The sequence below is a fragment of the Mitsuaria sp. WAJ17 genome, from assembly GCF_014174515.1.
Taxonomy (GTDB): domain Bacteria; phylum Pseudomonadota; class Gammaproteobacteria; order Burkholderiales; family Burkholderiaceae_C; genus Roseateles_B.
This window is the reverse complement of the sequence record NZ_JACJUG010000008.1, coordinates 148,115-174,312: the sequence shown is the minus strand read 5'-3', so window position 1 is coordinate 174,312 and position 26,198 is coordinate 148,115. Positions and strand designations below refer to the sequence as shown.

Genomic DNA, 26,198 nt, shown 5'->3' with positions numbered 1-26,198 from the left:
ACGAAAACGCCATCTTTGGACGCGAGGTCGGAGGTATACCGCGAACTGGCTTGTCCCTCGTATAGGGCTCACCCTGAGAAGCGTTGCTTCAGCGCTTGAGCAGCAGCAGGCCCTTCAGGTACTCCCCTTCCGGGAAGCAGATGGTCTGCGGGTGGTCCGGCGTGGCCCCAACGCGGTCGAGGATGAAGCCGTCCACCCCCGCGTCCATGCCCGCACCCGCCACGATCTTGTGGAAAAGCTCGGGGCCCACGCCGCCGGAGCAGGAGAAGGTGAAGAGCACGCCACCGGGCTCCAGCAGCTTGAAGGCCAGGCGGTTGATGTCCTTGTAGGCGCGCGCGGCACGCTCGGCATGAGCGGCCGTGGGCGCAAACTTGGGTGGGTCCAGCACGATGGCATCGAAGGTCCTGCCTTGCTTGATGAAATCGCGCAGGGTCTGGTTGACGTCAGCGTCCAGGGCCGTGTGGCGGGTGGGATCGAAGCCATTGAGCGCCACATGGGCGTTGGCGCGGGCCAGGGCTGGGCCGGAGGAGTCCACGCTGGTCACCTCGGCGGCGCCGCCGGCCAGCGCCGCCACCGAGAAGCCGCCGGTGTAGCAATAGCAGTTGAGCACGCGCTGCAGACCGTACTGGCGCACGGTCTCGGCGAACTTCTTGCGGTTGTCGCGCTGGTCCAGGTAGTAGCCGGTCTTGTGGCCTTCCTGCACGTCCAGGGTGAGCTTCCACTCATGCTCCTCGATGGTCAGCTCGGTGTGGCCTTCGCCTCGCAGCCAGCCGGTCACGGGCGGCAGGCCCTCCAGCTGCCGCACGCCGGAATCCGAGCGCTCGTAGAGGCGGCCCAGGCCGGTCGCGGCCATCAGACTGTCGGCGATGGTCTGCTTCCAGCGTTCGGTGCCGGCCGAGAGGAACTGGGCGACGAGGGTGTCGTCGTAGCGATCGACGATCAGTCCGGGCAGGCCGTCGGCCTCGCCGTGGATCAGGCGCCGGGCATTGGAAACGATGGGCATGCGCTCGCGCACGGCGATGGCGCGGCGGACGCGGCGATCGAAGAACTCGGCATCGATCCGCTCGGCCTCGTCGAAGCTCCAGGCTCGCACGCGGATCATGGAGCTGGGGCTGAAGGAGGCCCAGCAAAGGAACTGGCCGCTGTCGGACTCCACCCGCACGGTCTCGCCGGCGTCAGCCTTGCCTTTATCCACGGAACCCTGGAAGACCCAGGGATGACGGCGAAGCAGCGAACGCTCCTTGCCGGCTCTCAGACGAATGACTTTCATGGCGGGTATTGTCGCGCCTGTCGGTCACCCGCCTTACAGAGTCCCCCAGGCGTAGCCAAGGGCAAGATTCAGCTGAGGGACGGCTTCGCCGCGCCCGCGCAGGTCCTGCCACCGGCCCAGGCCGATCCGCAGCCGCAGGGGCTTGTAGGCGTCCTGGCCCTGCCATTGCACCCAGGCCTCGGATTGACGCAAGGCCCCGCCTCCCAGGCCCACGCCACCACCACCGCCGGCGCCGATCAGCAGTTCGCCGCCGACGCGCCAGCCGGTGTTCATCAGCAGGTCACTGCGCAGCCCCGCGCCGAACAGGCCGTAGGCATAGGCGCCCGCCTTGCCCTGAACCGCGGCACCCGCCGCTGCGGCAGCGTAGACATGGCGCCCCAGCGTCCTGGTCACCAGCAGCCCCTGCTGCGTCATGCCTTCACGGCTGCCATCCTTGAACTGGACGTCCCGGATGCGCTGCACCGAGGCAAAGAGCGTCTGCTCATGCACGGAGGCTTCCAGCATCGCGTCGGGCTCGGCGCGCCGGGCCATGGGCTCCAAGGGCATGGCCAGGCTCGCACGCACGAAGGGCGCCGAGAAGGTGCCGCGGGACCACACCTTGCCTGCCTCGATCCTCAGGGCTGGTCCCCAGGGGCTCTGCCAGCGCAGATTGGGCCCCGCCCGCCAGATCCAGCCGCTGCCGGTGGCCATATCGCCGCCCCCGGCCAGCCCCAGCGCCACATGGCCTCCCACTCGCAAACCGGTGTTCCCCAGCGCCCAGTCCTGCCCAGCCGTGCCCAGCACTTCCATATAGCCGTCGATGCCACCCTTGGCCGCGCCGCTGGCTTCCAGCCCCAACCAGGAGCCGGGGGTGAAGTACTGGCGCAGATCCGCCCCCACAAGGCCCAGCCGACGGTCCAGGGCTCGCCCCGACCGGCTCGTCTGGCTGGCGGACGGGCTGTAGACCGTGCTGCTGAGCGACACCTCGTCAAAACCCAGGCCCGAGCGCATGCCCATGGCACCCGTGCCGCCGTCGCCGGTGGCATCGAAGCCATCGAACAGGCCCATGCGGCCGAAGGACAGGCTCAGCTGGCTGCCCCGCAGGTTGCCGCTGGTAAAGCGCAGGTGCGACACCCCCGCGCCGGCATACCACCGACCGAATTCGGTTCGCACCGACAACTCCGGGCGCAGCATGAGACCGCCGCCAAATCGGACGATGTCCGAGGAGCGCCCGCCGCCACCGCCCGCGAACAGGCTGGCCGCCAGATGGGTGTTCGATCCCAGGCGCCACCGGCGCTGCCCGGTCACGCCGAAGACGAAGAGCCCGCCGAAATCGCCTTTGGCCGCACCGTAGACCGTCGGCCCCAGCCCCCAGTCTTCATTGACGGCCAGCATGGCCGAGCCACCCAGCAGGCTGATCGGCGATCCGTCGGAGGCCTTCAGCGAGGTCCAGTTGAACTCCCAAGCCACCGGCCTTGACAAGGCCTGGCGCTGCACAGGCCCCTCGGTCCGGTCCTGCGCGGCGTGCGCCCCCGGAAGCGCCACAGGCAAGGCCCCGATCAGGCCGGCAGCAGTCAGGGCGCAAAGAAGCGGACGCGGTTTGAACATGGTCGTGCAGAAGCTGAATCACAGGAGGGGTGTTCCCGCGGCGGCGCGGGCGCAACGCTCGCGCCGCCGGCTCAGCGCTTGCGCGCCCGCGGGTGGGCGGCATCATAGACCTTGGCCAGGTGCTGGAAGTCCAGCTTGGTATAGACCTGCGTGGTACTGATGTTGGCGTGGCCCAGCAGGTCCTGCACGGCACGCAGGTCGCCGCTGGACTGCAGCACATGCGAAGCAAAGGAATGCCGCAACATGTGCGGATGCACGTGGCTGGGCGAGCCGGCCGCCATCGCACGCAGGCGCAGGCGCTGGCGCACCTGCGTGGCCCCCATGCGCCCGCCGCGCGGGCCGATAAAGAGGGCGGTCTCGGTGCTGCCCGCAGCCAGCCATTCCCCCCGGCACAGCAGCCAGGCACGCACGGCCTCGAGCGCGGCGCGGCCGACGGGCACGATGCGCTGCTTGCTGCCCTTGCCCAGCACATGGGCCTCGGCGCCGTCCAGATCCAGCCAGCCGCGAGCGGCCGCACCCGGCACCACGTCCAGGCCCACCAGCTCGCTGACGCGCAGCCCACAGCTGTAGAGCAACTCGACCAGGGCCGCGTCGCAGGCCTCGCGCACCGGGTCCGCGGACTCATCACGGTAGGCGGCCAGCTGCACGGCATCGTCCACCCCCAGGGCCTTGGGCAGGAGCTTGCTGCCCTTGGGCGCACGCAGACCATCCACCGGGTTGAGCTCGACCAGGCCCTGCCGACCCATCCAGCGATACCAGCTGCGCCAGCCCGACATCATCAGCGCCAGGCTGCGCGGGGACAGGTCTTGCCCATGCAGGCGCGCGATCCAGCGCCGTACCTGCTGGACGCTGACACGCTCCAATGCCACGCCGGCCTCATCGGCCAGCAGGCAAAGGCGGCGCAAGGCCTGCTCGTAAAGCGTCAGGGTGCGCAGCGCCAGGCGACGCTCCACGCGCAGGTGCTCCAGATAGCGACGCTGCTGCTCCGGCAAGGCCGCCGACGCGGGCGACTCAGGCGCCAGCTTGTCCATCCGGCAGCAGCCGCGCCAGTGCGGCGCCGGCGAGCTCGCCGATGCGCTGCAGGAACTCGGTGCCCATCTCGGCCGTGTAGCGTGTGGGGTCCGGAGAGCCCAACAGCAGCAGGCCGAAGGGCTCGGCCACGGGGCCGCGGCGCAGGGGAATCAGGGCCAGCGAGGCGATGGCCACCTCGTCCCCCAGCCAGCGCACGGCCTCGAAGCCGCTATTCACGCCACAGTAGGGCTGAGCCAGGCTGGCGGCGAAGCTGCGCAGATCCTCGGTGACGGTCTGCGCGTACTCGGCGCCGGCATAGGCGCCATCCAGCCCCCACAGGCGCAGGCCGGCGGCGGGAATCAGGAAGTGGTGGCGCAGATCGCGCAGCAGCACCTCGGGCAGTGCGGCCGCGTCGGCCGTGAGCATCAGGCTGAGGGTCCACGCATGCAGGCGATCGGCAATGGCGACGTTCTCCTGCCCGTTGCGGATCATCTCAATCAGCTTGTGCTCCAGGCCCTTGATCTTCTCGCGCAGCATCTCTGCCTGGCGCTCCTGCAGGCTGACCGCCCGCTGGCCATGCGGATGACTCAGCTGCACACTGGCCAGCAGCTCGGCATGCCGCTGGAAGAAGCCGGGATTGCGCAGCAGGTACTGGGCCAGGTCCTGCTCGGTCAGGCCCTGCGGGGCGTCGTCATGGGTGCTCACAGCGAGATCTCTCCTTCAAACACGGTCTGGGCGGGCCCGGTCATCCAGACCGGCGCCTGCAGGCCCTGGCTCAGGCCGGCCCATTCGATGCGCAGTTGGCCGCCGCGCGTTTGCACTTCAACGGCCTCGTCCAGCCAGCCCAGGCGGATGCCGGCCACCACGGCGGCGCAGGCGCCCGTGCCGCAGGTGAGGGTCTCGCCCGCGTCGCGTTCGTACACGCGCAGCTTCACATGGCCGCGGTCGATGACCTGCAGAAAGCCGGCGTTGACGCGCCTCGGGAAGGCCGCATGGCTCTCGACCTGCGGACCTCGCTGGGCCACCGGGGCGTGATCGACATCGGCGACACGCTGCACCGCATGCGGATTGCCCATGGACAGGACGGCCACCTCGCAGGCATCGCCATCGGCCAGGGGCAGCGTCCACAGCTCGCCCTGCCCTTCCTGGCGCGCCGCAAGGCCCGTGGGGTCGAAGGGCAGCGAAGGGTGGTCGAAGGCCGGCGCGCCCATGTCAACGCTGACACGGCCATCATCGCGCAGATGCAACTCCAGCAGCCGGTTGACCGTGCGCACCTTGACGCTGCGCTTGTCGGACAGGCCCTTCTCGGACACATAGCGCACGAAGCAGCGTGCGCCATTGCCACAGTGCTCGACCTCGTCGCCCGTGTTGTTGAAGATGCGGTAGCGAAAGTCCACACCGGGCTCATCGCTGGCCTGGATCACCAGGATCTGGTCGCAGCCGACGCCGAAGCGGCGGTCGCCCAAATGGCGGATTTGCTCGGCACTCAGGCCCAGCGGTTCGCGGGTGGCGTCGATGACCACGAAGTCATTGCCGGCGCCCTGCATCTTGGTGAATCGCAGCTTCATGCGGTCATTATCAGGCGTCAATAGACGGACGGCTCGCCAGGCGGGCGGGTCTTGAAGCGCTTGTGGACCCAGAAATACTGAGCAGGGTGTCGCCGCACCCGAGCCTCCAGCCAGCGGTTGACAGTGCGGGCATCCGCCAGCGGGTCATCGCTGGGATAGCCCGGGATGGCGTCGCAGGCTTCGACCTCATAGCCCTGGCCGCCCGGCAGCATGGTCACCACCAGCGGCTGCACCACCATGCCCTGGCTGGCCGCCATGCGGGCCGGTGCCAGCAGGGTGCAGGCCGGCACGCCGAAGAAGGGCACGAAGGCGGAGTCCTTCTCGCCATGGTCCAGATCGGGTGCATTGAGGAAGGCATAGCCTTGCTTGATCAGGCGCAGCACAGGGCGGATGCCGTCATGGCGGTCCACGAAAGCGGTCGTGCCAAAGCGCGAGCGGCCGGCCAGGACCTGGGCATCCAGCACCGCATTGCTCTGCGGCTGGTAGACGTCCACGCCAGGCCGCTTCTGGTTGAGCATCAGCGCCGGGCCCACCCACTCCAGGCCCACGAAATGCGGCAGCAGCCACATCATGGCGCCAGGCGTCTGCTCGGCCAGGCGGATATTGCCCTTGATGCGGATCATGCGCTGCAGGCGCTCGGGCGAGGCGAACCACAGCAGGCCGCGCTCCAGCAGGCTGCGCCCCACCATCGCGAAGTGTTCCCGGGCCAGCGCCTCGCGCTCGCCCGCTGGTAGCTCGGGAAAGCACAGCTCCAGGTTCTTGCGTGCGATGCGGCGGCGGCTGCCGGCCAGCCACCACAGCAAGCGCCCCAGGCCTCGGCCCAGCGCCGCCAGCAGGCCCAGCGGCAGGAAATGCAGCAGCCACAGCAGGCCGATCAGCAGGCGCGCGCTCATTCGAGCCCGCCCTCACGGGGCGATTTGTAGCGGTTGTAGCCCCAGAGGTACTGGTCGGGCGCTTCCAGGATCAAGGCTTGCATGGACTGGTTGATGAGCTCGGCCGCGCATTCTGGACTGGAATCGCCCGGGATTTGCGGACCGGGTCGCACATGCACCACATAGCCGCGGCCCCAGGAGAGTCGCTCACCCCAGACCAGCAACACGCTGGCACCGGTCTGCTGGGCCAGGCGCTGGGCCAGGGTCATCGTGTAGGCCGGCTTGCCGAAGAAGGGCGCCCAGACGCCTTGCCCCAGCGGCGGCACCTGGTCAGGCAGCAGGCCCACGGCCTGGCCCTGGCGCAGGGCGCGCAGCATCTGGCGTACGCCGGACAGCGTGGCGGGCGCCGTCTCCAGCCCTGGCCGTTGGCGCGAGACCGCGACGATGCTGCGCATCCAGGCCTTGCGCGCGGGCCGGTAAAGCACGGTGATGGCGCCATGGCTCGCGGCAAACCGCTCGGCATAGGCCTGGGCCGTGACCTCGAAGCAGCCCATGTGCGGCGTGAGGAAGACGAGGCCGCGGCCCGGCGGCAGCGCGCGGATGTGCTCCTCGCCCTCCCAGCGCACCCGGGTCCCCAGGGGGCGGCCGGCGGGCCGCAGCCACAGCCAGGGCAGCTCGACGATCATGCGGCCTGCCTGTGCCACGGCACCCATGCCCTGCCAGCCGCGCAGACCCGCCAGGGCCCTGTGTTCGCGGACGCGGCGGCGGTACGACGGGCTGGCCAGCCAGCTGAGCCAGCCCACGCAGGTGCCCAGGCCGTGCAAAAACCACAGGGGACAGCGAGACAGCAGGCGCAGCAGAAGCATGTTTCTATAATGAAAGGATCGCCGAGTTAACTTGGACAACTTGCGGGGCGATGCGGTGCAGATCGAGAGATCGCCTGAACCGCCGGGCTGAGAAGCTCCACAAATGCCGCTAAAGCGTTCGCCGCCTGACTCCACCAGCACGGCAACGCCGATGGACTAACACACTGGAGTTTAAAAACGTGGCGAACAGCGATTTTCTCTTCACTTCCGAGTCGGTCTCGGAAGGCCACCCCGACAAGGTCGCGGACCAGATCTCCGACGCGATCCTCGACGCCATCTTCACCCAGGATCCCCGCTCCCGCGTTGCCGCAGAGACCCTCTGCAACACCGGCCTCGTGGTGCTGGCCGGTGAGATCACCACGAACGCTCACGTCGATTACATCCAGGTCGCGCGCGACACCATCAAGCGCATCGGCTACGACAACACCGAGTACGGCATCGACTACAAGGGTTGCGCCGTGCTGGTCGCCTACGACAAGCAGTCCAACGACATCGCCCAGGGCGTGGACCACGCCAGCGACGATCACCTGAACACCGGTGCAGGTGACCAGGGCCTCATGTTCGGCTACGCCTGCGACGAGACGCCCGAGCTGATGCCCGCGCCCATCTACTACGCCCACCGCCTCGTGGAGCGTCAGGCCCAGCTGCGCAAGGACGGCCGCCTGCCCTTCCTGCGCCCGGACGCCAAGAGCCAGGTCACCATGCGCTACGTGGACGGCAAGCCCCACAGCATCGACACCGTGGTGCTCTCCACACAACATGCCCCCGAGATGAGCCTGGGCGACAAGATGAAGCCCGAGTTCTACGAGGCCGTCATCGAGGAGATCATCAAGCCCGTGCTGCCCAAGGAGTGGCTGCAGGACACCAAGTACCTGGTCAACCCGACCGGCCGCTTCGTCATCGGTGGCCCGCAGGGTGACTGCGGCCTCACCGGCCGCAAGATCATCGTCGATACCTACGGCGGCGCCTGCCCGCACGGCGGTGGCGCCTTCTCGGGCAAGGATCCGACGAAGGTGGACCGCTCGGCCGCTTACGCCGCCCGCTACGTGGCCAAAAACATCGTGGCCGCCGGCCTGGCCCGCCAATGCCAGATCCAGGTCGCCTATGCCATCGGCGTGGCCCGCCCGATGAACGTGACGGTCTACACCGAAGGCACCGGCGTCATCCCCGACGAGCAGATCGCCAAGCTGGTGCAGGACCACTTCGACCTGCGCCCCAAGGGCATCATCCAGATGCTGGACCTGCTGCGCCCGATCTACTCCAAGACCGCGGCCTACGGCCACTTCGGCCGCGAGGAACCCGAGTTCACCTGGGAGCGGACCGATAAGGCCGCAGCACTTCGCGCTGCAGCCGGGCTGTAAGCCCGCCCCGATTCAGCGAGGCATCGACCAAAGACAAAGCCGCCCTCTGGCGGCTTTTTTCGTGGGCGGGAAGCGCCCTCACGCCATCCCGCACAGCTTCCTGAACGGCCCCAGCACCGCCTCGCCCTTGAAGGGCTTGACGATCCAGCCGGTCACGCCGATGGCCTTGCCGCGTTCGCGCATGTTCTGGTTGTCTTCCGTGGTCAGCATCACGATGCGGACCTGCTTGTTGCCCAGCTCGGTGCGTATCTTCTCGGCCATGGTCAGGCCATCCATATTGGGCATGTTGACGTCGCTGACCACCAGCTTGATGCCGGGGTCCTTCTGCAGCTGGTGCAGGCCATCGCGGCCGTCCGTAGCCACAGCCACCTCGAAGCCGTTCTTGCTCAGGAAGCTGGCGACGATCTCTCGCATGGTGCTGGAATCGTCCACCACGAGAATATGGGCCATATCGCGGATCTCCTCGGGAACTTCGTTCAGTCGCGTGTTGGGAAGGGTCTTCAGAAGAGTTCCAGCTCGCCTGTCGGCGCCACATCGGGCGGCGCGCTGTCGAACTCGGCAAACTCCTCGGGAGACCAGTGCAGGTTGAAGATGAAGCGCTGCACGATCATCAGGGGCGGCAGGCCCGGCCGCTTGGGGTCGGAGAGCTGGTAGCGGATGCACAGCTGCGGATCCTGCGAGCCAAACGAGATGTACTTGTGCTCGTGGTTGATCACGATAGGCACCTGCGTCTGCTGGTTGGCAAAGGCCTTGGGCGGGATGTAGCGGTTCTTGAAAGCGCCCCAGATCAGGTTGGTGGTCTCGCCCAGCATGTTGTTGAGCTCGCGGAAGTTCAGGTCACCGCCCACGCCCTCGTAGCCGAAGCCCTGGATCAGGCCCTGGCGAAGGGCGCTCTCCTCGGTCTGCAGCATCATGTAGCCGCGGCACCAGGTGCTCTCGATGGCGATCAGCGTGGACACCTCGCCATGGATGATGCGGTCATGCACCACGTAGGGCGATTCCGCCATCACCAGCGCATTGGGAAACATGGAGCCCAGCGCCGAGCAGGTCAGCTGCACGATGCCGTTGACCAGGCTGGTCGGGTAGCGCAGGCTGAAGATGGCGCGTTCCACGGCCTCGCGCAGCGGCTCCATCTCGCCGGAGCGCCATTCGTGGCGCAGCGTGGCCTGCTCCTCAGGGCTCAGCGGGCGCTCGCTGGTGCGGCGCAGGAAGATGGGCAGCTCGGGCCGCAGCTTGTGGATGGCGCGGGCCAGGGTCAGTCCGTCAGGTCCCTCGCAGGGCAGGTTCTCGGCCAGCAGCACGCCGCCGAGGTCCTTGTGCTGGGACAGCGTCGGCAACGCATCCCCTGCGGAGCGAGGCAGGGCGACCAGACCCACCTGGGCACAGAAGTCGGACAGCCGCCGGTACTGCTCAGGCTCATGCTCCAGCAGCAGCACCTTGGCTTCCAGTTGCGTTGTTTCCGTCATGGGCTCAGCAGGGTCGGGCCCTGTCCGCAAAGACCGCCGGGGCGATCGGGCTTGTACGGCGGGCATGCCGGCCTGGTGCAGCCAGGGGCATGCCCGGGGCCCGAGCGGCGCCGGCAGGCGCCCCACGGACCTCGGCCCATGCTACGCCTGCAGCGGCGAATGAACAGGGGCTGCCTCGTGCAGGATTCACGGCTTTGGTCCGCCCTTCGCGGCGACTGCAACTGCCTTGCCGGCACCCCATGGATGCTGGGTCACACTGACGCTACCCTACACGCCTGCCTTTCGCCGGCACTTGCCCCATGAGCACGCACTTCCAAGCCGCCCCTCTGACCGTCCTGATCGTCGATGACCAGAACGCCACCCGGGTCGCCCTGGCCGCGGAGCTGGACCGTGCCGGGCACCGTGTCCTGGAAGCCGACAGTGCCGACTGGGGCTTGCAGCTCTTCGAGCGCTACCGGCCGGACCTGGTCCTGCTGGACGTGGAGATGCCCGATAAGGACGGCTACTGGGCCGCCCGCGCCATGCGTGGCGCCGAACCCGGCGGCTGGACGCCCATCATCTTCCTCTCGCAGCGCAGCCAGGACGCCGACGTCTGGAAGGGCATCGAGGCCGGCGGGGACGACTACCTCGTCAAGCCCGTCACGCCCATGATCCTGCACGCCAAGCTGCGGGCAATGCAGCGGCTTTCGCACATGCGCCAGCGCCTGGTGTCGGTCTCCGAGGAGCTGCGCCAGGCCAATGCCCAGCTGCACGAGCTCAGCCAGGTCGATTCGCTGACGGGCCTGATGAACCGCCGCGGCCTCGACGCCCGGCTGCAGCAGGAGCTTGCAGCCGCCCGGCGCAGTGGCCAACCGCTCACGCTCATGCTGTGCGATGTCGATCATTTCAAGCGCTACAACGATGCCCTCGGCCATGTCGAGGGCGACCAGTGCCTGCGCCATGTGGCCCGGCTGCTGAAGGACCTCTGCCGCCGCCCTGCCGACTGCGCGGCCCGCTATGGCGGCGAGGAGTTCGCCCTGCTGCTGCCCAACACCCCGCGCTCCGGCGCCATGACCTACGCCCGCGCCCTGCTGCGCACCCTGGCGCAGGGCCATCTGCCGCATCCGGACTCGCCGATTGCCAGCCACATCACGCTCTCTGGCGGCATCACCACCTGCATCCCCGACGAGACCACCACGGCCGAAGGCCTGCTGATGCGCGCCGACGACGCGCTGTACAACGCCAAGGCCTACGGCAGGAACCGCTTCTTCAGCTACGAGATGCAGATGGACACCGACGAGCAGCGCCAGACCCTGCGCGGCGGCCGCTGAGTCCGGGCCGCCGCGGATCGGGCAAGCCGGGGAAATAGCACTGTACAAAACCACAGCCGCCAGGCAAGCTGCGCGGCATCCTGACCGACGCCCATCGTGAGCCGTACCCGACCGCCCAGCCTTGAGCAGCTCCGCCGTTACGCCATCGCGCGCAGCCTCTTCACGCCCACCACGCTGCCCCAGGCCATTCGCCGCCTGGGCTTTGTGCAGGCTGACCCCATGCGAGCGCCTGCGCGGGCCCAGGACCTGATCCTCGCCTGGCGGGTCAAGGACTACCGTGCCGGCGAACTCGAGGCCCGCTACCGCCGTCTGGGCATCGAGGAGGACTGCTTCGTCAACTATGGTTTCCTGCCCCGCGAGCACCTGGCGCTGATGCACCCCCGCACGGCTCGCAAGCCCTGGGACCGCCCGACGCAGGCGCGCGCCGGGGAGCTGCTGGCCCATATCGCCGAGGCCGGGCCGCAGCATCCGGCCCAGGTCCAGGCGGTGTTCGACCACGGCCAGGTGCGCGGCTACTGGGGCGGCCAGTCCAATGCCGTGACCCACCTGCTGGACGGCATGCACTACCGCGGCATGCTGCGCGTGCACCGGCGCGACAGCGGCACGCGTGTCTACGAGGCCGTGCAGCACCCGCCCCAAGACGACAGCCCCAGCGCCCGCCTCGCCCGTGCCGATACGCTGCTGGACATGGTGCTGAAGCTCTACGCCCCGCTGCCCGCGCGCAGCTTCGGCTACCTGGGCACCCTGCTGCGCTACGGAGCCCCACAGCTGCAGCCCGAGATCCGCCACCTGCTCAAGATGGCCCGGCAGCGCTTTCCGCATGCCGAGGTCCAGGGGCAGATCTGGTTCTGGCCGGCCGACGAAGACCCCCGTTCGCGCCGCCACCGGCCCCATGCGTCGCTGCGACTGCTGGCCCCCTTCGACCCGGTCGTGTGGGACCGCCACCGCTTCGAGCTGTTCTGGGGCTGGCCCTACCGCTTCGAGGCGTACACGCCGGCCGCCCGGCGCAAGATGGGGCACTACGCCCTGCCCCTTCTCTGGGGCGAGGAGATCCCCGGCTGGGCCAACCTCAAGGTGCTTGATGGCCGGCTGCAGTGCGAGACCGGCTTCATCGGCGAACGCCCGCGCGATGCGCGCTTCGAGGAGGCGTTGGGCGAGGCCCTGACGCATCTGTCGCGCTTCCTGGGCCTGGAAGACGGCGCGGGCGAAGGCTGAATTACCGCATCGTCCTGGCCCAAATTCACGCACCTCACCGCGCGCAGCCTCTACAATCCGCGCTGATCCGAGGAGCGTTGCAACCTTCATCGCCTGCAATGGGCGGCAGAAGGCCAGGCTCGGAACCGGTCGAAGCTCCACACCCTGGAGCTGACCCCTTGCAACCGCGCTCACCCGCTGCCGTCAGGCCTGGGGTGATCGTGTCCTCGTCGACTCCCCTCCCCTGGCGTCCGCGGCTTCAGACCATGAAGGAGCCTGCCCATGAACGCCGCTGCCACTGACAACTACAAGATTGCTGACCTGTCCCTCGCTGACTGGGGTCGCAAGGAACTCAATATCGCCGAGCACGAGATGCCCGCGCTGATGGCCATCCGCAAGGAATACGCCGCCAGCCAGCCCCTCAAGGGCGCACGCATCGCCGGCTCGCTGCACATGACCATCCAGACCGGCGTGCTGGTCGAGACCCTGCAAGCCCTGGGCGCCGAAGTGCGCTGGGCATCCTGCAACATCTTCTCCACGCAGGACCACGCCGCCGCCGCACTGGCGGCCCGCGGCACGCCCGTCTTCGCCTACAAGGGCGAGACCCTGGAGGACTACTGGGACTACACGCACCGCATCTTCGAATTCGGTGCCAAGGGTGAAGCGGGCGAAGGCCCCAACATGATCCTGGACGATGGCGGCGACGCCACCCTGCTGATGCACCTGGGCCAGAAGGCCGAGAAGGACCTCTCCGTGCTGGCCAACCCGGGCAGCGAGGAAGAGCGCATCCTCTTCGCCGCCATCAGGGCCAAGGTCGCCCAGGACCCCACCTGGTACACCCGCAAGAGCGCCGAGATCATCGGCGTGACCGAGGAGACGACCACCGGCGTGCACCGCCTGAAGGAAATGAGCGCCAAGGGCACGTTGCTGTTCCGCGCCATCAACGTCAACGACTCCGTCACCAAGAGCAAGTTCGACAACCTCTACGGCTGCCGCGAGTCCCTGGTGGATGGCATCAAGCGCGCGACTGACGTGATGGTAGCCGGCAAGATCGCCGTGGTGGCCGGCTATGGCGACGTGGGCAAGGGTTCGGCCCAGGCACTGCGCGCGCTGTCGGCGCAGGTCTGGGTGACCGAAATCGACCCCATCTGCGCCCTGCAGGCCGCGATGGAAGGCTACCGCGTGGTGACCATGGAGTACGCCGCCGACAAGGCCGACATCTTCGTGACCACCACCGGCAACAAGAGCGTGATCCGCCATGAGCACATGGCAGCGATGAAGAACAACGCCATCGTCTGCAACATCGGCCACTTCGACAACGAGATCGACGTTGCCTCGCTGGAGCAATACCAGTGGGAGGAGATCAAGCCGCAGGTGGACCACGTGATCTTCCCGGACGGCAAGCGCATCATCCTGCTGGCCAAGGGCCGCCTGGTGAACCTGGGCTGCGGCACGGGCCACCCGAGCTATGTGATGAGCTCCTCCTTCGCCAACCAGACCATTGCCCAGATCGAGCTCTTCGCCCACCGCGACGCCTACGACATCGGCAAGGTCTATGTGCTGCCCAAGCACCTGGACGAGAAGGTCGCGCGCCTGCAGCTGACCACGCTGAATGCGCAGCTGACCGAGCTGACCGAGGAGCAGGCGGCGTACATCGGCGTGCCCAAGCAGGGCCCCTATAAACCCGACACCTACCGCTACTGATCTCTGCGGGCTACTGCGCGAACTTCATGCGTCGTTGCGGGTCCTCCCGCGCCTAGTCTGAAGTCCGCTCGCTACGCCCGGCACCACCGAGCCCTCTGACGACACCCCAAGCCCCGCACTTTCTCGATGCGCGCCGATCAACGCCTCATGACCCTGCAACTCGCGCCCACGCGCTCGGCCGCCCAGCGGCTGATCGAGCGGGGCGCTGTGCTGCGGGCATCCGGAGCGAAGGTGAGGAAAGCGGGCGAGGACGTGGGCGAGCACGAGGTGCTGGCAGTGACGGACGACGCGGAGCTGCGCTATGTCTCGCGCGGGGGCTTGAAGCTGGAAGGCGCGCTGCAGGCCAGCGGCATCGCGGTGCAAGGCCTCACGGTGCTGGACATGGGCCAGAGCACCGGCGGCTTCACCGACTGCCTCCTCAAGCACGGCGCCGCCCGCATCGTGGGCGTGGACGTGGGGCATGGGCAGCTGCATGCCGCCTTGCAGGCCGATGTGCGCGTCACCGCGCTCGAAGGCCTGCATGTGCGCGAGCTGGCCGGATCCGCCCTGCCTGCCCACGCGCCGCCGGGCGGCTTCCCGCTGATCGTGGGGGACCTGAGCTTCATCTCCATGATCGGCGCCTTCGCCCAGCTAGACCCCTGGCTGGCCCCGGAGGGTCAGGTCTTGCTCCTGATCAAGCCGCAGTTCGAGTTGGGCCCCAAGGCCCTCTCCAGGGGCGGCCTGGTCAAGGACCCGGCCCTATTCCCTCAACTGGAACAACAGGTCCGCACGACCGCTCAAGGATTGGGCTGGCACGTGCAGGGCTACTTCAGCAGCGCCATCACCGGCGGTGATGGCAACACGGAATTCTTTCTGTGGGCCCGCAAGACCAGCGGCCCCCCCCGCAGCCACAGGAAAGGCATCGCCATGAGCCAAGCAAACATCCCCGCGGCCAGGCCGCCGGTCAGCTTCGAGTTCTTCCCCCCCAACACGCCCGTGGGCACCGAAAAGCTGCGCACCGTCGTGCAGGAACTGAGTGCCGTGCGTCCGCACTACTTCAGCGTCACCTACGGCGCCGGCGGCTCCACGCGCGAGAAGACCCTGGCCACCGTGAGCGAGATCGCCGCCGCCGGCCACGAGGCCGCGCCACACCTCTCCTGCGTAGGCTCGACCCGCGAGAACATCGCCGAGATCCTGGCCACGTACCGGGCGCAGGACATCCGCCGTGTCGTCGCCCTGCGCGGCGACCTGCCCAGCGGCACGGCCACCGCCGGTGAATTCCGCTATGCCGCGGAATTGGTGCAGTTCATCCGCGAGACGCAGGGCGCCGACTGGCAGATCGAGGTCGCCGCCTACCCCGAATACCACCCACAGCAGCGGTATGCCGCCCGCGACCTGCAGCACTTCGCCGACAAGATGAAGGCCGGCGCCAGCGGAGCCATCACACAGTTCTTCTTCAATCCGGACGCCTACTTCCACTTCGTGGACGAGGCCCGCAAGCTGGGCGTCACGGCGCCCATCGTGCCGGGCATCATGCCCTTCCACAACTACGGCCGCATCGCGCAGTTCGCGGCTCGCGACGGCATCGAGATCCCCCGCTGGGTCGCGCTGAAGATGGAAGGCTTCATGGACGATACGGCCTCCATCCGCGCCTTCGGCCTGGACGTGGTCACCCGTGTGTGCGAACGCCTGATCGCCGGCGGCGCACCGGGCATCCACTTCTATACGCTCAACCAGAGCGCCCTGGTGCTGGAGTTGTGCAAACGCCTCGGTCTGGGCGCATGACCTTGCGGCGGATCAAGTCGCCCTAGAGTCCACATGAATCGCGGGGGCATGGCGCCCTCGCATTTGTGTCACATCAAGGGATAACCCTGGCGCCACCTCTCCAATAGCTTCATCGGGAAACGTTCCCATTCATTGAAGGAGCTATTGAGATGAGCAAGCTTGTTGCACGCACCCTGATCGCCACCACCCTGGCCGCTGGCGCCTTTGCCGCCCAGGCCGCCCCGGGCGCTGAAAGCCCGTGGATGATGCGCGTGCGTGCCGTGAACCTCGACTCGGCCAACAAGGACACGACCGGCCTGGACCTGAGTGTCAACAACAAGGTCATCCCCGAAGTCGACTTCAGCTACTTCTTCAGCCCCAACCTGGCCGCTGAGCTGATCCTGACCTATCCGCAGAAGCACACCCTGTCAGCCGGCGGCAAGGAGATCGGCACCCTGAAGCACCTGCCGCCCACCCTGAGCCTGCAGTACCACTTCGCCCCCAACGCCACTTTCCGCCCCTACGTGGGCGCCGGCCTGAACTACACGATCTTCTCGAACGTGGAATTCGCCCCGGCCGTGGACACCGCCCTGTCGCCCAGCGTCAAGCACACCAGCCTGGGCCTGTCCTTCCAGCTCGGTTTCGACTACGAGATCAGCAAGAACCTGTACCTGAACGTGGACGTCAAGAAGGTGCAGATCGGCACCAAGGTCTACGCCAAGGGTACCGAAGTCGGCAAGTTCAAGGTTGATCCGCTGCTGGTGGGCGTGGGCCTGGGCTTCCGCTTCTGAGCGAGTCCCCCGCCTTGTTCTGAGCAATCCTCTTTGTTTTGTGCCGCCGTGCCCGGCTGGGCCCGGCGGCCTTTTTACGTCTGCACACCGCAGACACTGAGTCGGGCGGTGCAGCGCAGGGGGGCGATCGCATAGGATGCGGGGCCATTCACCGCACCCGCCGCCCCCACACGCATGCCCGACACGACCCTGCACCAGGCCCAGCAGCCGCCCGCCGGCTGGAACGCATACCTGCAGCGTTTCGGCTATGACGGTTTCCACCTGCGCCAAGAGTGGTCGACAGTCCTGCAGCGCGCACTGCGCCACGAGCCGCACTTCCTGTGGCTGACCCGCGGCGAGGCCATCGTCGGTGCCTTGCCCCTGCAGCTGGTCAGCGGCCCCATCTTCGGCCGCTACCTGGTGAGTCAACCCTACCTCAACACGGGAGGCGTGCTGGCCGACCGCCCGCAAGACGAGGCAAGGCTGGTCGAGGCGGCCGTCGAGCTGGCGAAGCGCCTGGACGTCAAGCACCTGGAGCTGCGCCATGAGCGCCAGCTCCAGCACCCGGCCTTCAATGCCCTGGTGACCGAGAAGGTCCACATGCGCCTGCCCCTGCCTGCCACGCCGGAGCTACTGTGGGAGAAGGGCATCAAGTCCAAGCTGCGCAGCCAGATCCGCAAGCCACTGTCCGATGCACGCTTCAGCGTGGCCTTCGGCCGCGAGGATCTGCTGGACGAGTTCTACCGGGTCTTCGCGCGCAATATGCGCGACCTGGGCACGCCGCCCTACGGCCGCGCCCTCTTCGCGCACATGCTGGCCCAGTTCCCCGCAGAGGCCGAGGTCGCTGTACTGCGCCACGAGGGTCGCGCGGTGGCGGCGGGCTTCCTGCTGCATGCACCGGGCTGCACCCTGATCCCCAGTGCCAGCGCGCTACGCGAGTACAACCACCTCAGTGTCAATGTGCTGATGTACTGGCGCGTGCTGGAACGCAGCATCCAGCGCGGCCAGCCCCTGTTCGACTTCGGCCGCAGCACCGTGGACAGCGGCACCTACAAGTTCAAGCAGCAATGGGGCGCCGTGGCCCATCCGGCCTTCTGGCAGTACCACTCCTTCAAGGGCTCCGTGGGCGACGCCCGCCCCAGCAACGGCAAGTTCGCCCTGCTGGTGCGGGCCTGGCAGAAGCTGCCCGTGTGGTTCAGCAGCCTGCTGGGGCCGCACATCGTTCGCGGCATTCCCTGACGACCGGATTCAGGCCAGCGCGGCGAAGGCGTCGCGCGTGAGGTTCTCCGGCGCACCGTCGGCGCGGCACACCACGTCGTCCTCGATGCGGATGCCGCCGAAGCGGGCCAGACGCTCCACCTTCGCCCAATCCACGGCCTGGGCGGCCGGCGCGCCTCGCAGCTGGTTCAGCAGCGTGGGGATGAAGTAGAGGCCCGGCTCGATGGTCACGCACATGCCGGCGGCCAGGTCGCGGGTCAGTCGCAGATAGGGATGCCCCTCGGGCTTGCTGCGCGTACCACCCGCCTCGCTCGCCATGAAGCCGCCCACGTCATGCACCTGCAGTCCCAGGAAGTGGCCGATGCCATGCGGGAAGAAGATGCTGGTCACGCGCTCGGCCAGCATCGCTTCCTCGCTCATGGACACCAGCTGCTGCTCGCGCAGGATGCGGGCGATGTGGCGGTGGGTGCTGAGGTGGATGTCGCGGTAGTCCACGCCCTGTCGGACCCCATCGACCAGGGCCAGCTGTGCCGACTCCATGGCCGCCAGCAGGGCGTCGAACTCGGCGCTGTCGGCATCGCCGAGGGTCCAGGTTCGAGTGATGTCCGAGGCATAACCCGCCACCTGCGCGCCCGCATCCACCAGCAGAGAGCGATGCTTCGCGGGGCGAGCGGTGTCCTGATACTGGTAGTGCAGCACGGCGGCATGCTCATTGAGGGCCACGATATTGCTGTAGGGCAGGTCGCGGTCGGTGTGGCCTGCGGCGATCAGATAGGCGCGGTGGATCTCGGCCTCGGAGCCGCCCGCTAGGAAGGCGTCGCGCGCAGCCAGATGTGCGCGGGCGCCATGGCGCGAGGCCTCGCGAAGGCACTGCAGCTCATAAGGCGTCTTGCAGGCGCGGGCCCAGTGCAAGCTGTGGACGAGGGCCTCGGGATTGTTGGGCACCAGGTGCTGCAGGGCGGCATCAGGCTCGCCAACGATGGCCAGGCGGCTGAGGTCCGTCGGGAGGTGCTGCAGCGCCTGCTCAGGCTCACTGATCACGCGCAGCTCGACCTGGTCCACCCAGTGGCCGGCAGGCGGCGCGGGTGGCACGTGCCAGTAGTCGTCCGGCTGGTAGTACACCAGCAAAGGTTTCGCGCCGGGGCGCACCAGCAGCCAGCTGTAGGGATGGGCGACCAGGGGCAGCCAGGCCTTGAAGTGCGGATTGGGCTGGAAGAGGTAGGGGCGGTCGTCCAGGAAGGCGTACTTCTCGACGCCCGAAGCGATCAGCAGGGCCTCGTGGCCGCTGAGGCTCAGCGCACGCTCGGCGCGGGCCTGGCAGGTCTGGATGTGCTCGGCGTAGAGCGAGGCGATGCGGGGGTCTTGGGCGGCGTGGCTCATGGCGACAGGAAGAGGCGCGGTGGCGATCGTGTGAAGCCCCCATTCTCGGTCAGGAGGCGCCCGCTTGACCCCGGTCATGCCCGAGGGCGCGAGCGCTTCAGCCTCGCTCGTCCCAGACCACACCTTCCTCGGTGATCATGGCCTGCAAGGGCACGTCGTGCGGTTCGGCCTTCAGCAGGGGCAAGAAGCCATGGGCATAGCCCACGCCCACCGTGGCAGGGCGCGGCTGCAGGGCCGCGAGCGTGCGGTCCATGAAGCCGCCGCCATAGCCCAGGCGCAGGCCGCAGGGTCCGAAACCCACGCAGGGCACCACCAGCAACTGGGGCTCGAAGACCTCGGTGTCCTTGGGCTTGGGGATGCCGTAGGCGTCCTCTTCCATGGGACAGCCCGGGTACCAGACATGGAAGCGCAGGGTGCCATGTTCCTTGTCCACCACCGGCAGGCCGATGCGGCGGTCGTCGTGGGCCTCGCTCCAGCGGTAGAGCGCCGGCAAGGGATCGAACTCTCCCTTGATGGGCCAATAGGCGCCGATGGTCTGCTCACGACGCGTCACCAGCCAGACCCGCAGAACCTCCTGCAGATCCGCGGCGAGCTCGAGGCGTTGGGGCAGGTCCAGGCGGTCCTGGATGAGCTTGCGGCGCAGCGCGACCTTGTCGTACAAATCCACAGGCAAGACCCTTGCATAGCGGGAAGCCTGCATCCTAGCCGGGGTCAGGCCTTGCTGCCAGCCTCTGCGTCAGGGCTGCTGCACTTGCGCCTATCATGGGCCGATGTCCAAGGAACTGCTTGACCATGCCCTGGAGCTTCTGGCCCCGGTGGGAGCCCTGCGCAGCCGGCGCATGTTCGGCGGCTTCGGTATCTATGCGGACGATCTCTTCATCGCCATCATCGCCTTCGACCAGCTCTTCCTGAAGGCTGACGACCTGACCCTCCCACGTTTCGAGGCAGCCGGCTGCCGGCGGTTCGAGTACGAGCGTGAGGGCAAGATGGCAGGCCTGCGCTATTTCAGCCCGCCCGAGGATGCCATGGAGTCACCGGCCCTCATGCGGCCCTGGGCGCAGTTGGCATTGGAGGCGGCGCTGCGGGCGCGGCTCAAGCCTGCGTCCCGCAAGGCACCAACATCCGCCAAGGTGAAGCCCGCCCAGGCGAAGCCCAAGGGCGGCACGGCTGCGCCCGCCAAGACCTCCACGGCCAGCCGCAAACGATGAGCTGCGTGGCGATGGCGGTCAACGGCGCCGCCCCTAGGCGCGCCGTACCTCGGCCAGATCCACCAGCACCTCTTCCTCGCCATTCATGTAGAGGCGCTTGCCCTGGTGTGGGTAGTCGCAGACATCCTGCTCCAGGTTGACGCGGGCGGCGAACATCAGCAGCGGCTCGCTGCCGCTGTTGTAGATGCTGTGCGCCTCACCCCGGGCCGAGAAGCCCAGGAAGTCGCCGGCGCGCAGCGGGTGCCAGCGGTCCTCGATCAGCACGCGGCCCTCGCCGCTGAGCACGTAGAAGCACTGCTCCTCGTAGAGATGGCGGTGGTACTCGGCCGAGGCGCGGCCGGGTGCCAGGCTCATCAGCTGGCAGCCCAGCTGCTGCATGCCGGTGACCTCAGACAGGAATCGGGCCTGGCGCACGGCATTGGGATCCAACAGGTGCGCCTTGTCCTGCACCGGCAGGGCCTCGATGGCCGCGCGGCTCAGCAGTGCGCGTGGCCCTTTCATGCTCACGCAATCACCAGGCCGTGGCTGCGCTGGCTGACTGCCACCGGGCGCCGCTGCACTTCCGGGCAGGCCAGGGGCGGCACCAGCAGCTGGAAGCGGGCCTGCGGCCAGGCCTCCAGAACCAGCTCGGCGCCCGAGGGCACGGTCAGGCTGTCCCCGGCTTCCAGCCAAACGTCCAGGGCCGGGCGGTTCAGGCGGCCGTCTCGGGTCAGCCAGACCCGGCCTTCCAACACCTGCAGCTCGCGCGGGCCCGGACCGATGGGCAACGTCAGGGCTTCGCCCTGGACCAGGCGCCAGTCCGCGCCGTGGTCGGCGGCGCGATGGATTGATGCGGATTCTGCGGCAGTGATACGGCTGAACATGTTTCTTCCCTTTGCTCCCGCAGGCCCGTCGCTTGCTTGAGGGCCTTAAAAATCGGGAACGTGGAGGGATACTAGGGTCTCCACCGATCAGCGTCCAATGAGATCATTGCGCCATATTGATGCGTTTCAGTCATGAATCCAAGTCGCCAACGCCCCCTTGCCATCGGCCCGCTTCGAGCCTTCGAGGCGGTTGCGCGCCATCTGAGCTTCCGCGCTGCGGCCGAGGAGCTGCACCTGACGCAATCCGCCATCAGCCGGCAGATCCGCTCGCTGGAAGAGGAGGTCGGCTGCCAGCTGCTGCTGCGCGGCACCCGGCATGTGGAGCTGAGCAGCCACGGCTCGCTGCTGCTGGGCACGGTGCGTGGGGTGCTGGACCGGCTGGACACGACGGTGCGGCAGATCCGCCAGAGCCAGGGCCGCAAGGTGGTCAACGTCACCACCTTCGCCTCTTTCGCCTCGCTGTGGCTGCTGCCGCGCCTGGAGGCCTTCCACCGGCTGCATCCGGACATGGACATCCGGGTCTCGGCCCATGACCAGATCATCGAGCTCGACGACAGCGAGATGGACCTGGCGCTGCGCTACGACACCACCAGCGAGATGCCCGTCGATGCCCAGCGCCTCTTTGGCGAGATCCTGACCCCCGTGGTCAGCCCCTGGCTGCTGCAGCAGGCACAGCAAGGGCAACTGCCGCCCCTGCGCCAGGCCAGCGACCTGGCCCTGCACACCCTGGCCGAGGAGGACGACCAGCGCCCCTCCGGCGTCTACGTCAGCTGGCGCCGCTGGCTGGCGCAGCAAGGGCAGAAGGACCTCCAGCCGAGACGCTGGATGTACCTCAACTTCACCTACCAGCAGGTGCAGGCGGCGCTGTCCGGCCAGGCCGTGGCGCTGGCGCGGCTGGCCCTGGTGAGCGAGTCCCTGCAACGCAAGGAGCTGGTGGAGCCCTTCGGCCCCACGGCCCGGATCGACGCCCCCTCGGCCTATTGGCTGGTGATGTCCCGCCAGGGCCGGCAGCGGCCCGAAGCGCTGGAGTTTGCGCGATGGATCCAGGAGCAGGCCGCCCTCACCCGCCAGGCCATCGGCGACGTTCCGGTGGACGAGACAGAGGAAGGCCTGGGCGGCGACTGAGGCTCAGGGCGCCAGCAGCGCCGACTCAGTCAGGATGACGGTCAGCGCCTGGTCATGAGGCTGAACGTCCAGCTCGATCTCGCCCAGCTGCCAGGCCAGACCCACGGTGGTCACGCCCGGATGCGCGGCCAGCCAGCGGTCGTAGTAGCCGCCGCCATAGCCCAGGCGGTAGCCGGCCGGGCTGAAGCCCACGCAGGGCACCAGCAGCACATCCGGCAGCACGACGGGGCCGTCGCTGCTGGGGATGCCGCATTCGTCCTTGACGGCCGGCGCCTGACCGTCCCAGTGGCGGAAGTCCATCTGGCGGTTCGCCTTGCGCGCAAAAGGCAGGGCCAGGGAGCAGTCCCCAAGGCCATCTGCCGCCCCGAGCAGCGCGGCTGCGTTAAATTCGCCTTCGAGAGGCCAGTAAAGCCCCAGGCACTGCGGCTCCAGCTGCGCCAGCAGGCGCAGCAGGCTCCGGCCCAGCTGAGCCTGGGCGCCGGCATGAGCCGGCGAGGCGACGAATTCGCGGCGCTGCCGCAGCAGCTCTTTGCGCAGGCTTGCCCGATCGGGCGCGGAACTGGTCGTCACAGGACACCCCATCAAGGACACACGTTGAACGCAGTATATGGAGCGCCCGGCACCGCGCCGGCGCGCAGGGGCCAAGGCAAGGGCACCGGCCGCCTGGTTTCATGGATGCTTGCCGGCCTGCTGGCCCTGGCCGGCGCAGAGGCACGCACGCAAGCCATCCCCCTGCCCCTGGGCGGGCCGCAGGCCGAGCTGCTCAGCGAAGCCCGCGAAGCCCTCAAGGCCCGGGACAGAAAGCGCCTGCAGGCTGCCGCGCAGCAGGCCTATGCCAGCCAGCATCCCCTGGCCTCCTGGATGGCCTACTGGGACTACGGCCTGCGCCTGGGCGAACTCAACCAGGCCGATCTCGAGGACTTCTACGCCCGCTTCCCCGGCACCTACGTGGAGGACCGGCTGCGCAACGACTGGCTGCTGGAGCTGGGGCGCCGCCGCGACTGGCCCAACTTCCAGCGCGAGCAGCCCCGCTTCAAGATGGCGGACGACCGCGAGGTGGTCTGCTATGGCCTGCTGGCCGAGCATGCCCAGGGCCGCGACGTCCGCGAGCGCGCCCGTGCAGCCTGGCTCGCGCAGAAGGATGGCGACGATGGCTGCGCGGCCCTGGCCGGCGCCCTGTTCGAAGCCCGCAAGTTCAGCGTGGCCGATGTCTGGACCAAGCTGCGCCTGTCGGTCGAGTACGCCCGCCCGCGCGCCATCCGCCAGGCCACGGAGCTGCTGCCCAAGCCCGTCCAGCAAGGCATCCAGGACGCGCTGGAGAACAATGCCCGCTTCATGGCCCGCAAGGTGTCCGGTCTGGGCCGGCCGCAGGCCGAGCTGGCCACGCTGGGCCTGATCAAGCTGGCTGGCAACGACCCGGCCCAAGCCGCCGAGGCCCTGCAGCAGCGCTGGGCCCAGGCCCTGCCGCCCGAGCTGGCCGCCTGGGCCTGGGCGCAGGTCGCCAAGCAATCGGCCTTTCGCCTCCAGCCGGAGGCGGCCGACCACGCCGAGCAGGCGCTCAAGCTGCAGGGGCGCAACCCGGCCCGCGACTGGAGCGAGGACTGCTGGGCCTGGATCGCCCGTGCCGCCCTGCGCGCCGACCAGGGCCGTGGCCGCCCTGCCCTCTTCAACCCGGCTCATGAGGCCCTGCAGGCCTTCGAGGCCAAGGAGCCCGTCTGGGCCTACTGGCGTGCCCGCCTGCAGCTGAGCCAGGCCCCCGCCGGCCCCGCCGGCGAGGCGCAGCGCCAGCAGGCGCGCGCAGCCCTGCAGGCCATCGCCAATCCCCTGCATTTCTACGGCCAGTTGGCCGCCGAAGACCTGGGCCTGACACTCCCACTGCCACCGGCTCCGGCGCCGCTCAGCCCGCATGAGCGCGGCATCGCCTTCGCCCACGGCGGTCTGAACCGCGCCTTGGCCCTCATCGGCCTGGGGTTGCGCAACGAAGGCGTCAGGGAATGGAACTTCAGCCTGCGCGGCATGGGCGATCGCGAGCTGCTGGCCGCGGCCCAACTGGCCTGCGATCGCGAGGTCTGGGACCGCTGCATCAACAGCAGCGAGCGCACCCGCACCGAGATCGACCTCACCCAGCGCTTCCCCCAGCCCCTCTTCAAGGAGCTCGGCACCAAGGCGGCCGAGGCCGGCCTGGACCTGCCCTATGTCTACGGTCTCATCCGGCAGGAATCCCGCTTCATCCAGGACGCGCGCTCGCATGTGGGCGCCAGCGGCCTGATGCAGGTGATGCCCGCCACGGCCAAGTGGACGGCGAAGAAGCTCGGGGTGGACTACCGCCCCGAATTCCTGACGGACCGCGACTTCAACCTGCGCATCGGCACCGGCTACCTCAAGCTGGTGCTGGACGACTTCGGCGGTGCCATGCCCCTGGCGGCCGCGGCCTACAACGCCGGCCCCAACCGCCCGCGCCGCTGGCGCGAGGGCCAGGTGCTGGATGCATCGCTGTGGACTGAGAACGTCCCCTTCAACGAGACCCGTGACTACGTCAAGAAGGTGCTGGCCAATGCCACCGTCTATGCGCGGTTGATGGGCTCGCCCCGCAGCACGCTGCGCGAGCGCCTGGGCGCCACCATTGGCCCGCGCGATGCCACGGCCCCGCAGGCCAACCAGGAGCTGCCCTGACGATCGCGCGAAGGCCCATCGACCCACAACCGATACCTGCCCCGCCATGAAGACCACGCCAGACCCGGACACCCGCCTGCTCATCTTCGGAGGCAGCGGCTTCGTCGGCCGCGCCCTGTGCCGCCAGCTGGTGGCCGCGGGCTTTGATCGCATCATCGTTCCCACGCGCCGCCGCGCCCACGCCCGAGCCCTGAACGTGCTGCCCGGCGTCACGGTGCTGGAAGCCTCCATCCAGGACGACGCCGGCCTGCGGACGCTCGTGTCGCAGGCCGATGTCGTGCTGAACCTGATCGCCATCCTCCAGGGCAGCGAGACCGCCTTCGAGGCCGCCCATGTGCACTGGCCTCGGCGCCTGGTGCAGGCCTGCGAGGCCGCGGGCGGGCGACGCCTGGTCCATGTCAGCGCACTGGGCGTGGCCGAGGATGCGCCCTCGCGCTACCTGCGTTCCAAGGCTCGCGGGGAAGCGGTGATCCGCGCCAGCGGCCTGGACTGGCGGCTGCTGCGACCCTCGGTGATCTTCGGCGCCGAGGACCGCTTCCTGAACCTCTTCGCCGAACTGCAGCAGAGTTTTCCGGTCCTGCCCCTGGCCGGAGCGAAGGCGCAGTTCCAGCCCGTCTGGGTGGAGGACGTGGCCACGGCCCTGTGCCGCCTGATCGAGGCGCCAGGCGCGGCGGGCCAGGTCTTCGAGGCGACCGGCCCGCAGGTGCTGAGCCTGCGCGAGCTGGTGCAGCTTTCCGGGCGGCTGCTGAGCCGTGAGCGCCCCGTCGTGCCGCTGCCGGCGGCGCTGGCCTGGCTGCAGGCCCTGTTCATGGAATGCCTGCCGGGCGAGCCATTGATGTCTCGCGACAACCTGGCCTCGATGCAGGTGCCCAACATCGCCGGCGGCCGGCTGCCGGGGTTGAAGGCGCTGGGCATCCAGCCGCGCAGTGTGGCCGGCGTGCTGGACGTCCAGCCGCGGGCACTGCGCCTGGACGACTGGCGCCGGCGCGTGCGGGGCTGATCCTGCCTG

Annotated in this window: 25 protein-coding genes, 1 pseudogene and 1 riboswitch; of the genes and pseudogenes, 12 read left to right on the top strand and 14 right to left on the bottom strand. The window is 68.5% G+C overall.

Annotation, left to right across the window (positions count from 1 at the left end; translation table 11 throughout):
• Positions 1-88: 88 nt before the first annotated feature.
• From H5407_RS08790 to H5407_RS08760, 7 genes are all read right to left on the bottom strand, one after another.
• A complete protein-coding gene (locus H5407_RS08790) occupies positions 89-1,270 on the bottom strand; it encodes a class I SAM-dependent rRNA methyltransferase (protein ID WP_183104070.1) in 1,182 nt (393 codons plus the stop codon).
• Between the two features lie 33 nt (positions 1,271-1,303).
• Positions 1,304-2,800 carry a hypothetical protein gene (locus H5407_RS08785; RefSeq protein WP_183104069.1) on the bottom strand — a complete coding sequence of 499 codons (1,497 nt, stop codon included), beginning with the start codon at positions 2,798-2,800 and terminating at the stop codon, positions 1,304-1,306.
• Positions 2,801-2,928: 128 nt separating this feature from the next.
• Positions 2,929-3,888: a tyrosine recombinase XerC gene (locus tag H5407_RS08780; RefSeq protein ID WP_183104068.1), complete on the bottom strand. Its 960-nt coding sequence runs from the start codon at positions 3,886-3,888 to the stop codon at positions 2,929-2,931.
• Positions 3,869-4,573: a DUF484 family protein gene (locus tag H5407_RS08775; RefSeq protein ID WP_183104067.1), complete on the bottom strand. Its 705-nt coding sequence runs from the start codon at positions 4,571-4,573 to the stop codon at positions 3,869-3,871. Before H5407_RS08775 ends, H5407_RS08780 begins: the two co-directional genes overlap by 20 nt.
• A complete protein-coding gene (gene dapF / locus H5407_RS08770; RefSeq protein WP_183104066.1) occupies positions 4,570-5,436 on the bottom strand; it encodes a diaminopimelate epimerase in 867 nt (288 codons plus the stop codon). Before dapF ends, H5407_RS08775 begins: the two co-directional genes overlap by 4 nt.
• 17 nt (positions 5,437-5,453) lie before the next feature.
• Positions 5,454-6,329, bottom strand: a complete 876-nt coding sequence (locus H5407_RS08765; protein WP_183104065.1) for a lipid A biosynthesis acyltransferase — start codon at positions 6,327-6,329, stop codon at positions 5,454-5,456.
• The gene (locus H5407_RS08760) at positions 6,326-7,174 is read right to left on the bottom strand and encodes a lysophospholipid acyltransferase family protein (protein ID WP_183104064.1); all 849 of its coding nucleotides are present in this window, start codon (positions 7,172-7,174) and stop codon (positions 6,326-6,328) included. Before H5407_RS08760 ends, H5407_RS08765 begins: the two co-directional genes overlap by 4 nt.
• Positions 7,175-7,353: 179 nt before the next feature.
• On the opposite strand from H5407_RS08760, the gene metK reads away from it, so the two are divergent.
• Positions 7,354-8,535 carry a methionine adenosyltransferase gene (gene metK, locus H5407_RS08755; RefSeq protein ID WP_183104063.1) on the top strand — a complete coding sequence of 394 codons (1,182 nt, stop codon included), beginning with the start codon at positions 7,354-7,356 and terminating at the stop codon, positions 8,533-8,535.
• Positions 8,536-8,613: 78 nt separating this feature from the next.
• On the opposite strand, the gene H5407_RS08750 is transcribed toward metK, so the two are convergent.
• Together H5407_RS08750 and H5407_RS08745 are read right to left on the bottom strand one after the other, a co-directional pair.
• Positions 8,614-8,985, bottom strand: a complete 372-nt coding sequence (locus H5407_RS08750) for a response regulator (protein ID WP_183104062.1) — start codon at positions 8,983-8,985, stop codon at positions 8,614-8,616.
• Positions 8,986-9,035: 50 nt separating this feature from the next.
• The gene (locus tag H5407_RS08745; RefSeq protein ID WP_183104061.1) at positions 9,036-10,001 is read right to left on the bottom strand and encodes a chemotaxis protein CheX; all 966 of its coding nucleotides are present in this window, start codon (positions 9,999-10,001) and stop codon (positions 9,036-9,038) included.
• 299 nt (positions 10,002-10,300) lie between these two features.
• On the opposite strand from H5407_RS08745, the gene H5407_RS08740 reads away from it, so the two are divergent.
• The 7 genes and pseudogenes from H5407_RS08740 to H5407_RS08715 all read left to right on the top strand — a co-directional run bounded on the left by H5407_RS08740 (position 10,301) and on the right by H5407_RS08715 (position 17,961).
• Positions 10,301-11,311, top strand: coding sequence for a diguanylate cyclase domain-containing protein (locus tag H5407_RS08740; protein WP_183104060.1), 1,011 nt, complete (start codon positions 10,301-10,303; stop codon positions 11,309-11,311).
• A gap of 96 nt (positions 11,312-11,407) precedes the next feature.
• The gene (locus tag H5407_RS08735) at positions 11,408-12,526 is read left to right on the top strand and encodes a DNA glycosylase AlkZ-like family protein (protein WP_183104059.1); all 1,119 of its coding nucleotides are present in this window, start codon (positions 11,408-11,410) and stop codon (positions 12,524-12,526) included.
• A gap of 63 nt (positions 12,527-12,589) precedes the next feature.
• Positions 12,590-12,705, top strand: a riboswitch (S-adenosyl-L-homocysteine riboswitch).
• A gap of 82 nt (positions 12,706-12,787) precedes the next feature.
• Positions 12,788-14,209, top strand: coding sequence for an adenosylhomocysteinase (gene ahcY / locus H5407_RS08730; RefSeq protein ID WP_183104058.1), 1,422 nt, complete (start codon positions 12,788-12,790; stop codon positions 14,207-14,209).
• A gap of 126 nt (positions 14,210-14,335) precedes the next feature.
• Positions 14,336-15,061, top strand: a pseudogene (locus H5407_RS24250) (TlyA family RNA methyltransferase); the annotation flags it as partial.
• 54 nt (positions 15,062-15,115) lie between these two features.
• Positions 15,116-15,973 carry a methylenetetrahydrofolate reductase [NAD(P)H] gene (gene metF, locus H5407_RS24245; RefSeq protein ID WP_255501157.1) on the top strand — a complete coding sequence of 286 codons (858 nt, stop codon included), beginning with the start codon at positions 15,116-15,118 and terminating at the stop codon, positions 15,971-15,973.
• A 149-nt stretch (positions 15,974-16,122) separates the two neighbouring features.
• On the top strand, positions 16,123-16,743 hold the full coding sequence (locus H5407_RS08720; RefSeq protein WP_183104056.1) for an OmpW family protein: 621 nt from the start codon (positions 16,123-16,125) through the stop codon (positions 16,741-16,743).
• Between the two features lie 174 nt (positions 16,744-16,917).
• Positions 16,918-17,961 carry a FemAB family XrtA/PEP-CTERM system-associated protein gene (locus H5407_RS08715; RefSeq protein WP_183104055.1) on the top strand — a complete coding sequence of 348 codons (1,044 nt, stop codon included), beginning with the start codon at positions 16,918-16,920 and terminating at the stop codon, positions 17,959-17,961.
• A gap of 9 nt (positions 17,962-17,970) precedes the next feature.
• On the opposite strand, the gene pepQ is transcribed toward H5407_RS08715, so the two are convergent.
• Both pepQ and H5407_RS08705 read right to left on the bottom strand, forming a co-directional pair.
• On the bottom strand, positions 17,971-19,320 hold the full coding sequence (gene pepQ, locus H5407_RS08710) for a Xaa-Pro dipeptidase (RefSeq protein ID WP_183104054.1): 1,350 nt from the start codon (positions 19,318-19,320) through the stop codon (positions 17,971-17,973).
• A gap of 97 nt (positions 19,321-19,417) precedes the next feature.
• Entirely contained in the window at positions 19,418-19,993 is a 576-nt protein-coding gene (locus H5407_RS08705; protein ID WP_255501153.1) for a 5-formyltetrahydrofolate cyclo-ligase, read from the bottom strand.
• 97 nt (positions 19,994-20,090) lie between these two features.
• Between H5407_RS08705 and H5407_RS08700 the strand changes: the two genes are divergently transcribed.
• Entirely contained in the window at positions 20,091-20,528 is a 438-nt protein-coding gene (locus tag H5407_RS08700; RefSeq protein ID WP_183104052.1) for a TfoX/Sxy family protein, read from the top strand.
• A 33-nt stretch (positions 20,529-20,561) separates the two neighbouring features.
• Here the strand turns inward: H5407_RS08700 and H5407_RS08695 are convergent, their stop codons facing one another.
• Positions 20,562-21,029, bottom strand: coding sequence for a cupin domain-containing protein (locus H5407_RS08695; protein ID WP_183104051.1), 468 nt, complete (start codon positions 21,027-21,029; stop codon positions 20,562-20,564).
• Positions 21,030-21,031: 2 nt separating this feature from the next.
• Positions 21,032-21,391, bottom strand: coding sequence for a DUF2917 domain-containing protein (locus H5407_RS08690; protein ID WP_183104050.1), 360 nt, complete (start codon positions 21,389-21,391; stop codon positions 21,032-21,034).
• Positions 21,392-21,523: 132 nt separating this feature from the next.
• Here H5407_RS08690 and H5407_RS08685 point away from each other — a divergent pair, with 132 nt between their 5' ends.
• On the top strand, positions 21,524-22,516 hold the full coding sequence (locus H5407_RS08685; RefSeq protein ID WP_183104049.1) for a LysR substrate-binding domain-containing protein: 993 nt from the start codon (positions 21,524-21,526) through the stop codon (positions 22,514-22,516).
• Positions 22,517-22,519: 3 nt separating this feature from the next.
• Here H5407_RS08685 and H5407_RS08680 read toward each other — a convergent pair whose 3' ends face one another.
• Positions 22,520-23,086 (bottom strand): 5-formyltetrahydrofolate cyclo-ligase, encoded by a 567-nt coding sequence (locus H5407_RS08680; RefSeq protein ID WP_183104048.1) that lies wholly within the window; start codon positions 23,084-23,086, stop codon positions 22,520-22,522.
• A 105-nt stretch (positions 23,087-23,191) separates the two neighbouring features.
• On the opposite strand from H5407_RS08680, the gene H5407_RS08675 reads away from it, so the two are divergent.
• Positions 23,192-25,189, top strand: coding sequence for a lytic transglycosylase domain-containing protein (locus tag H5407_RS08675; RefSeq protein WP_183104047.1), 1,998 nt, complete (start codon positions 23,192-23,194; stop codon positions 25,187-25,189).
• Positions 25,190-25,235: 46 nt separating this feature from the next.
• Entirely contained in the window at positions 25,236-26,189 is a 954-nt protein-coding gene (locus H5407_RS08670; protein WP_183104046.1) for a complex I NDUFA9 subunit family protein, read from the top strand.
• The last annotated feature ends 9 nt before the right edge of the window (positions 26,190-26,198 follow it).

Coding starts and splice junctions, on each gene's coding strand:
- H5407_RS08690 (WP_183104050.1), bottom strand. CDS start 21,391: ATGTTCAGCCGTATCACTGCCGCAGAATCCGCATCAATCCATCGCGCC.
- H5407_RS08780 (WP_183104068.1), bottom strand. CDS start 3,888: ATGGACAAGCTGGCGCCTGAGTCGCCCGCGTCGGCGGCCTTGCCGGAG.
- H5407_RS08700 (WP_183104052.1), top strand. CDS start 20,091: ATGTCCAAGGAACTGCTTGACCATGCCCTGGAGCTTCTGGCCCCGGTG.
- H5407_RS08720 (WP_183104056.1), top strand. CDS start 16,123: ATGAGCAAGCTTGTTGCACGCACCCTGATCGCCACCACCCTGGCCGCT.
- H5407_RS08715 (WP_183104055.1), top strand. CDS start 16,918: ATGCCCGACACGACCCTGCACCAGGCCCAGCAGCCGCCCGCCGGCTGG.
- H5407_RS08790 (WP_183104070.1), bottom strand. CDS start 1,270: ATGAAAGTCATTCGTCTGAGAGCCGGCAAGGAGCGTTCGCTGCTTCGC.
- H5407_RS08675 (WP_183104047.1), top strand. CDS start 23,192: ATGCTTGCCGGCCTGCTGGCCCTGGCCGGCGCAGAGGCACGCACGCAA.
- H5407_RS08745 (WP_183104061.1), bottom strand. CDS start 10,001: ATGACGGAAACAACGCAACTGGAAGCCAAGGTGCTGCTGCTGGAGCAT.
- metF (WP_255501157.1), top strand. CDS start 15,116: ATGAGCCAAGCAAACATCCCCGCGGCCAGGCCGCCGGTCAGCTTCGAG.
- H5407_RS08750 (WP_183104062.1), bottom strand. CDS start 8,985: ATGGCCCATATTCTCGTGGTGGACGATTCCAGCACCATGCGAGAGATC.
- ahcY (WP_183104058.1), top strand. CDS start 12,788: ATGAACGCCGCTGCCACTGACAACTACAAGATTGCTGACCTGTCCCTC.
- H5407_RS08695 (WP_183104051.1), bottom strand. CDS start 21,029: ATGAAAGGGCCACGCGCACTGCTGAGCCGCGCGGCCATCGAGGCCCTG.
- pepQ (WP_183104054.1), bottom strand. CDS start 19,320: ATGAGCCACGCCGCCCAAGACCCCCGCATCGCCTCGCTCTACGCCGAG.
- H5407_RS08760 (WP_183104064.1), bottom strand. CDS start 7,174: ATGCTTCTGCTGCGCCTGCTGTCTCGCTGTCCCCTGTGGTTTTTGCAC.
- dapF (WP_183104066.1), bottom strand. CDS start 5,436: ATGAAGCTGCGATTCACCAAGATGCAGGGCGCCGGCAATGACTTCGTG.
- H5407_RS08670 (WP_183104046.1), top strand. CDS start 25,236: ATGAAGACCACGCCAGACCCGGACACCCGCCTGCTCATCTTCGGAGGC.
- H5407_RS08765 (WP_183104065.1), bottom strand. CDS start 6,329: ATGAGCGCGCGCCTGCTGATCGGCCTGCTGTGGCTGCTGCATTTCCTG.
- H5407_RS08740 (WP_183104060.1), top strand. CDS start 10,301: ATGAGCACGCACTTCCAAGCCGCCCCTCTGACCGTCCTGATCGTCGAT.
- H5407_RS08685 (WP_183104049.1), top strand. CDS start 21,524: ATGAATCCAAGTCGCCAACGCCCCCTTGCCATCGGCCCGCTTCGAGCC.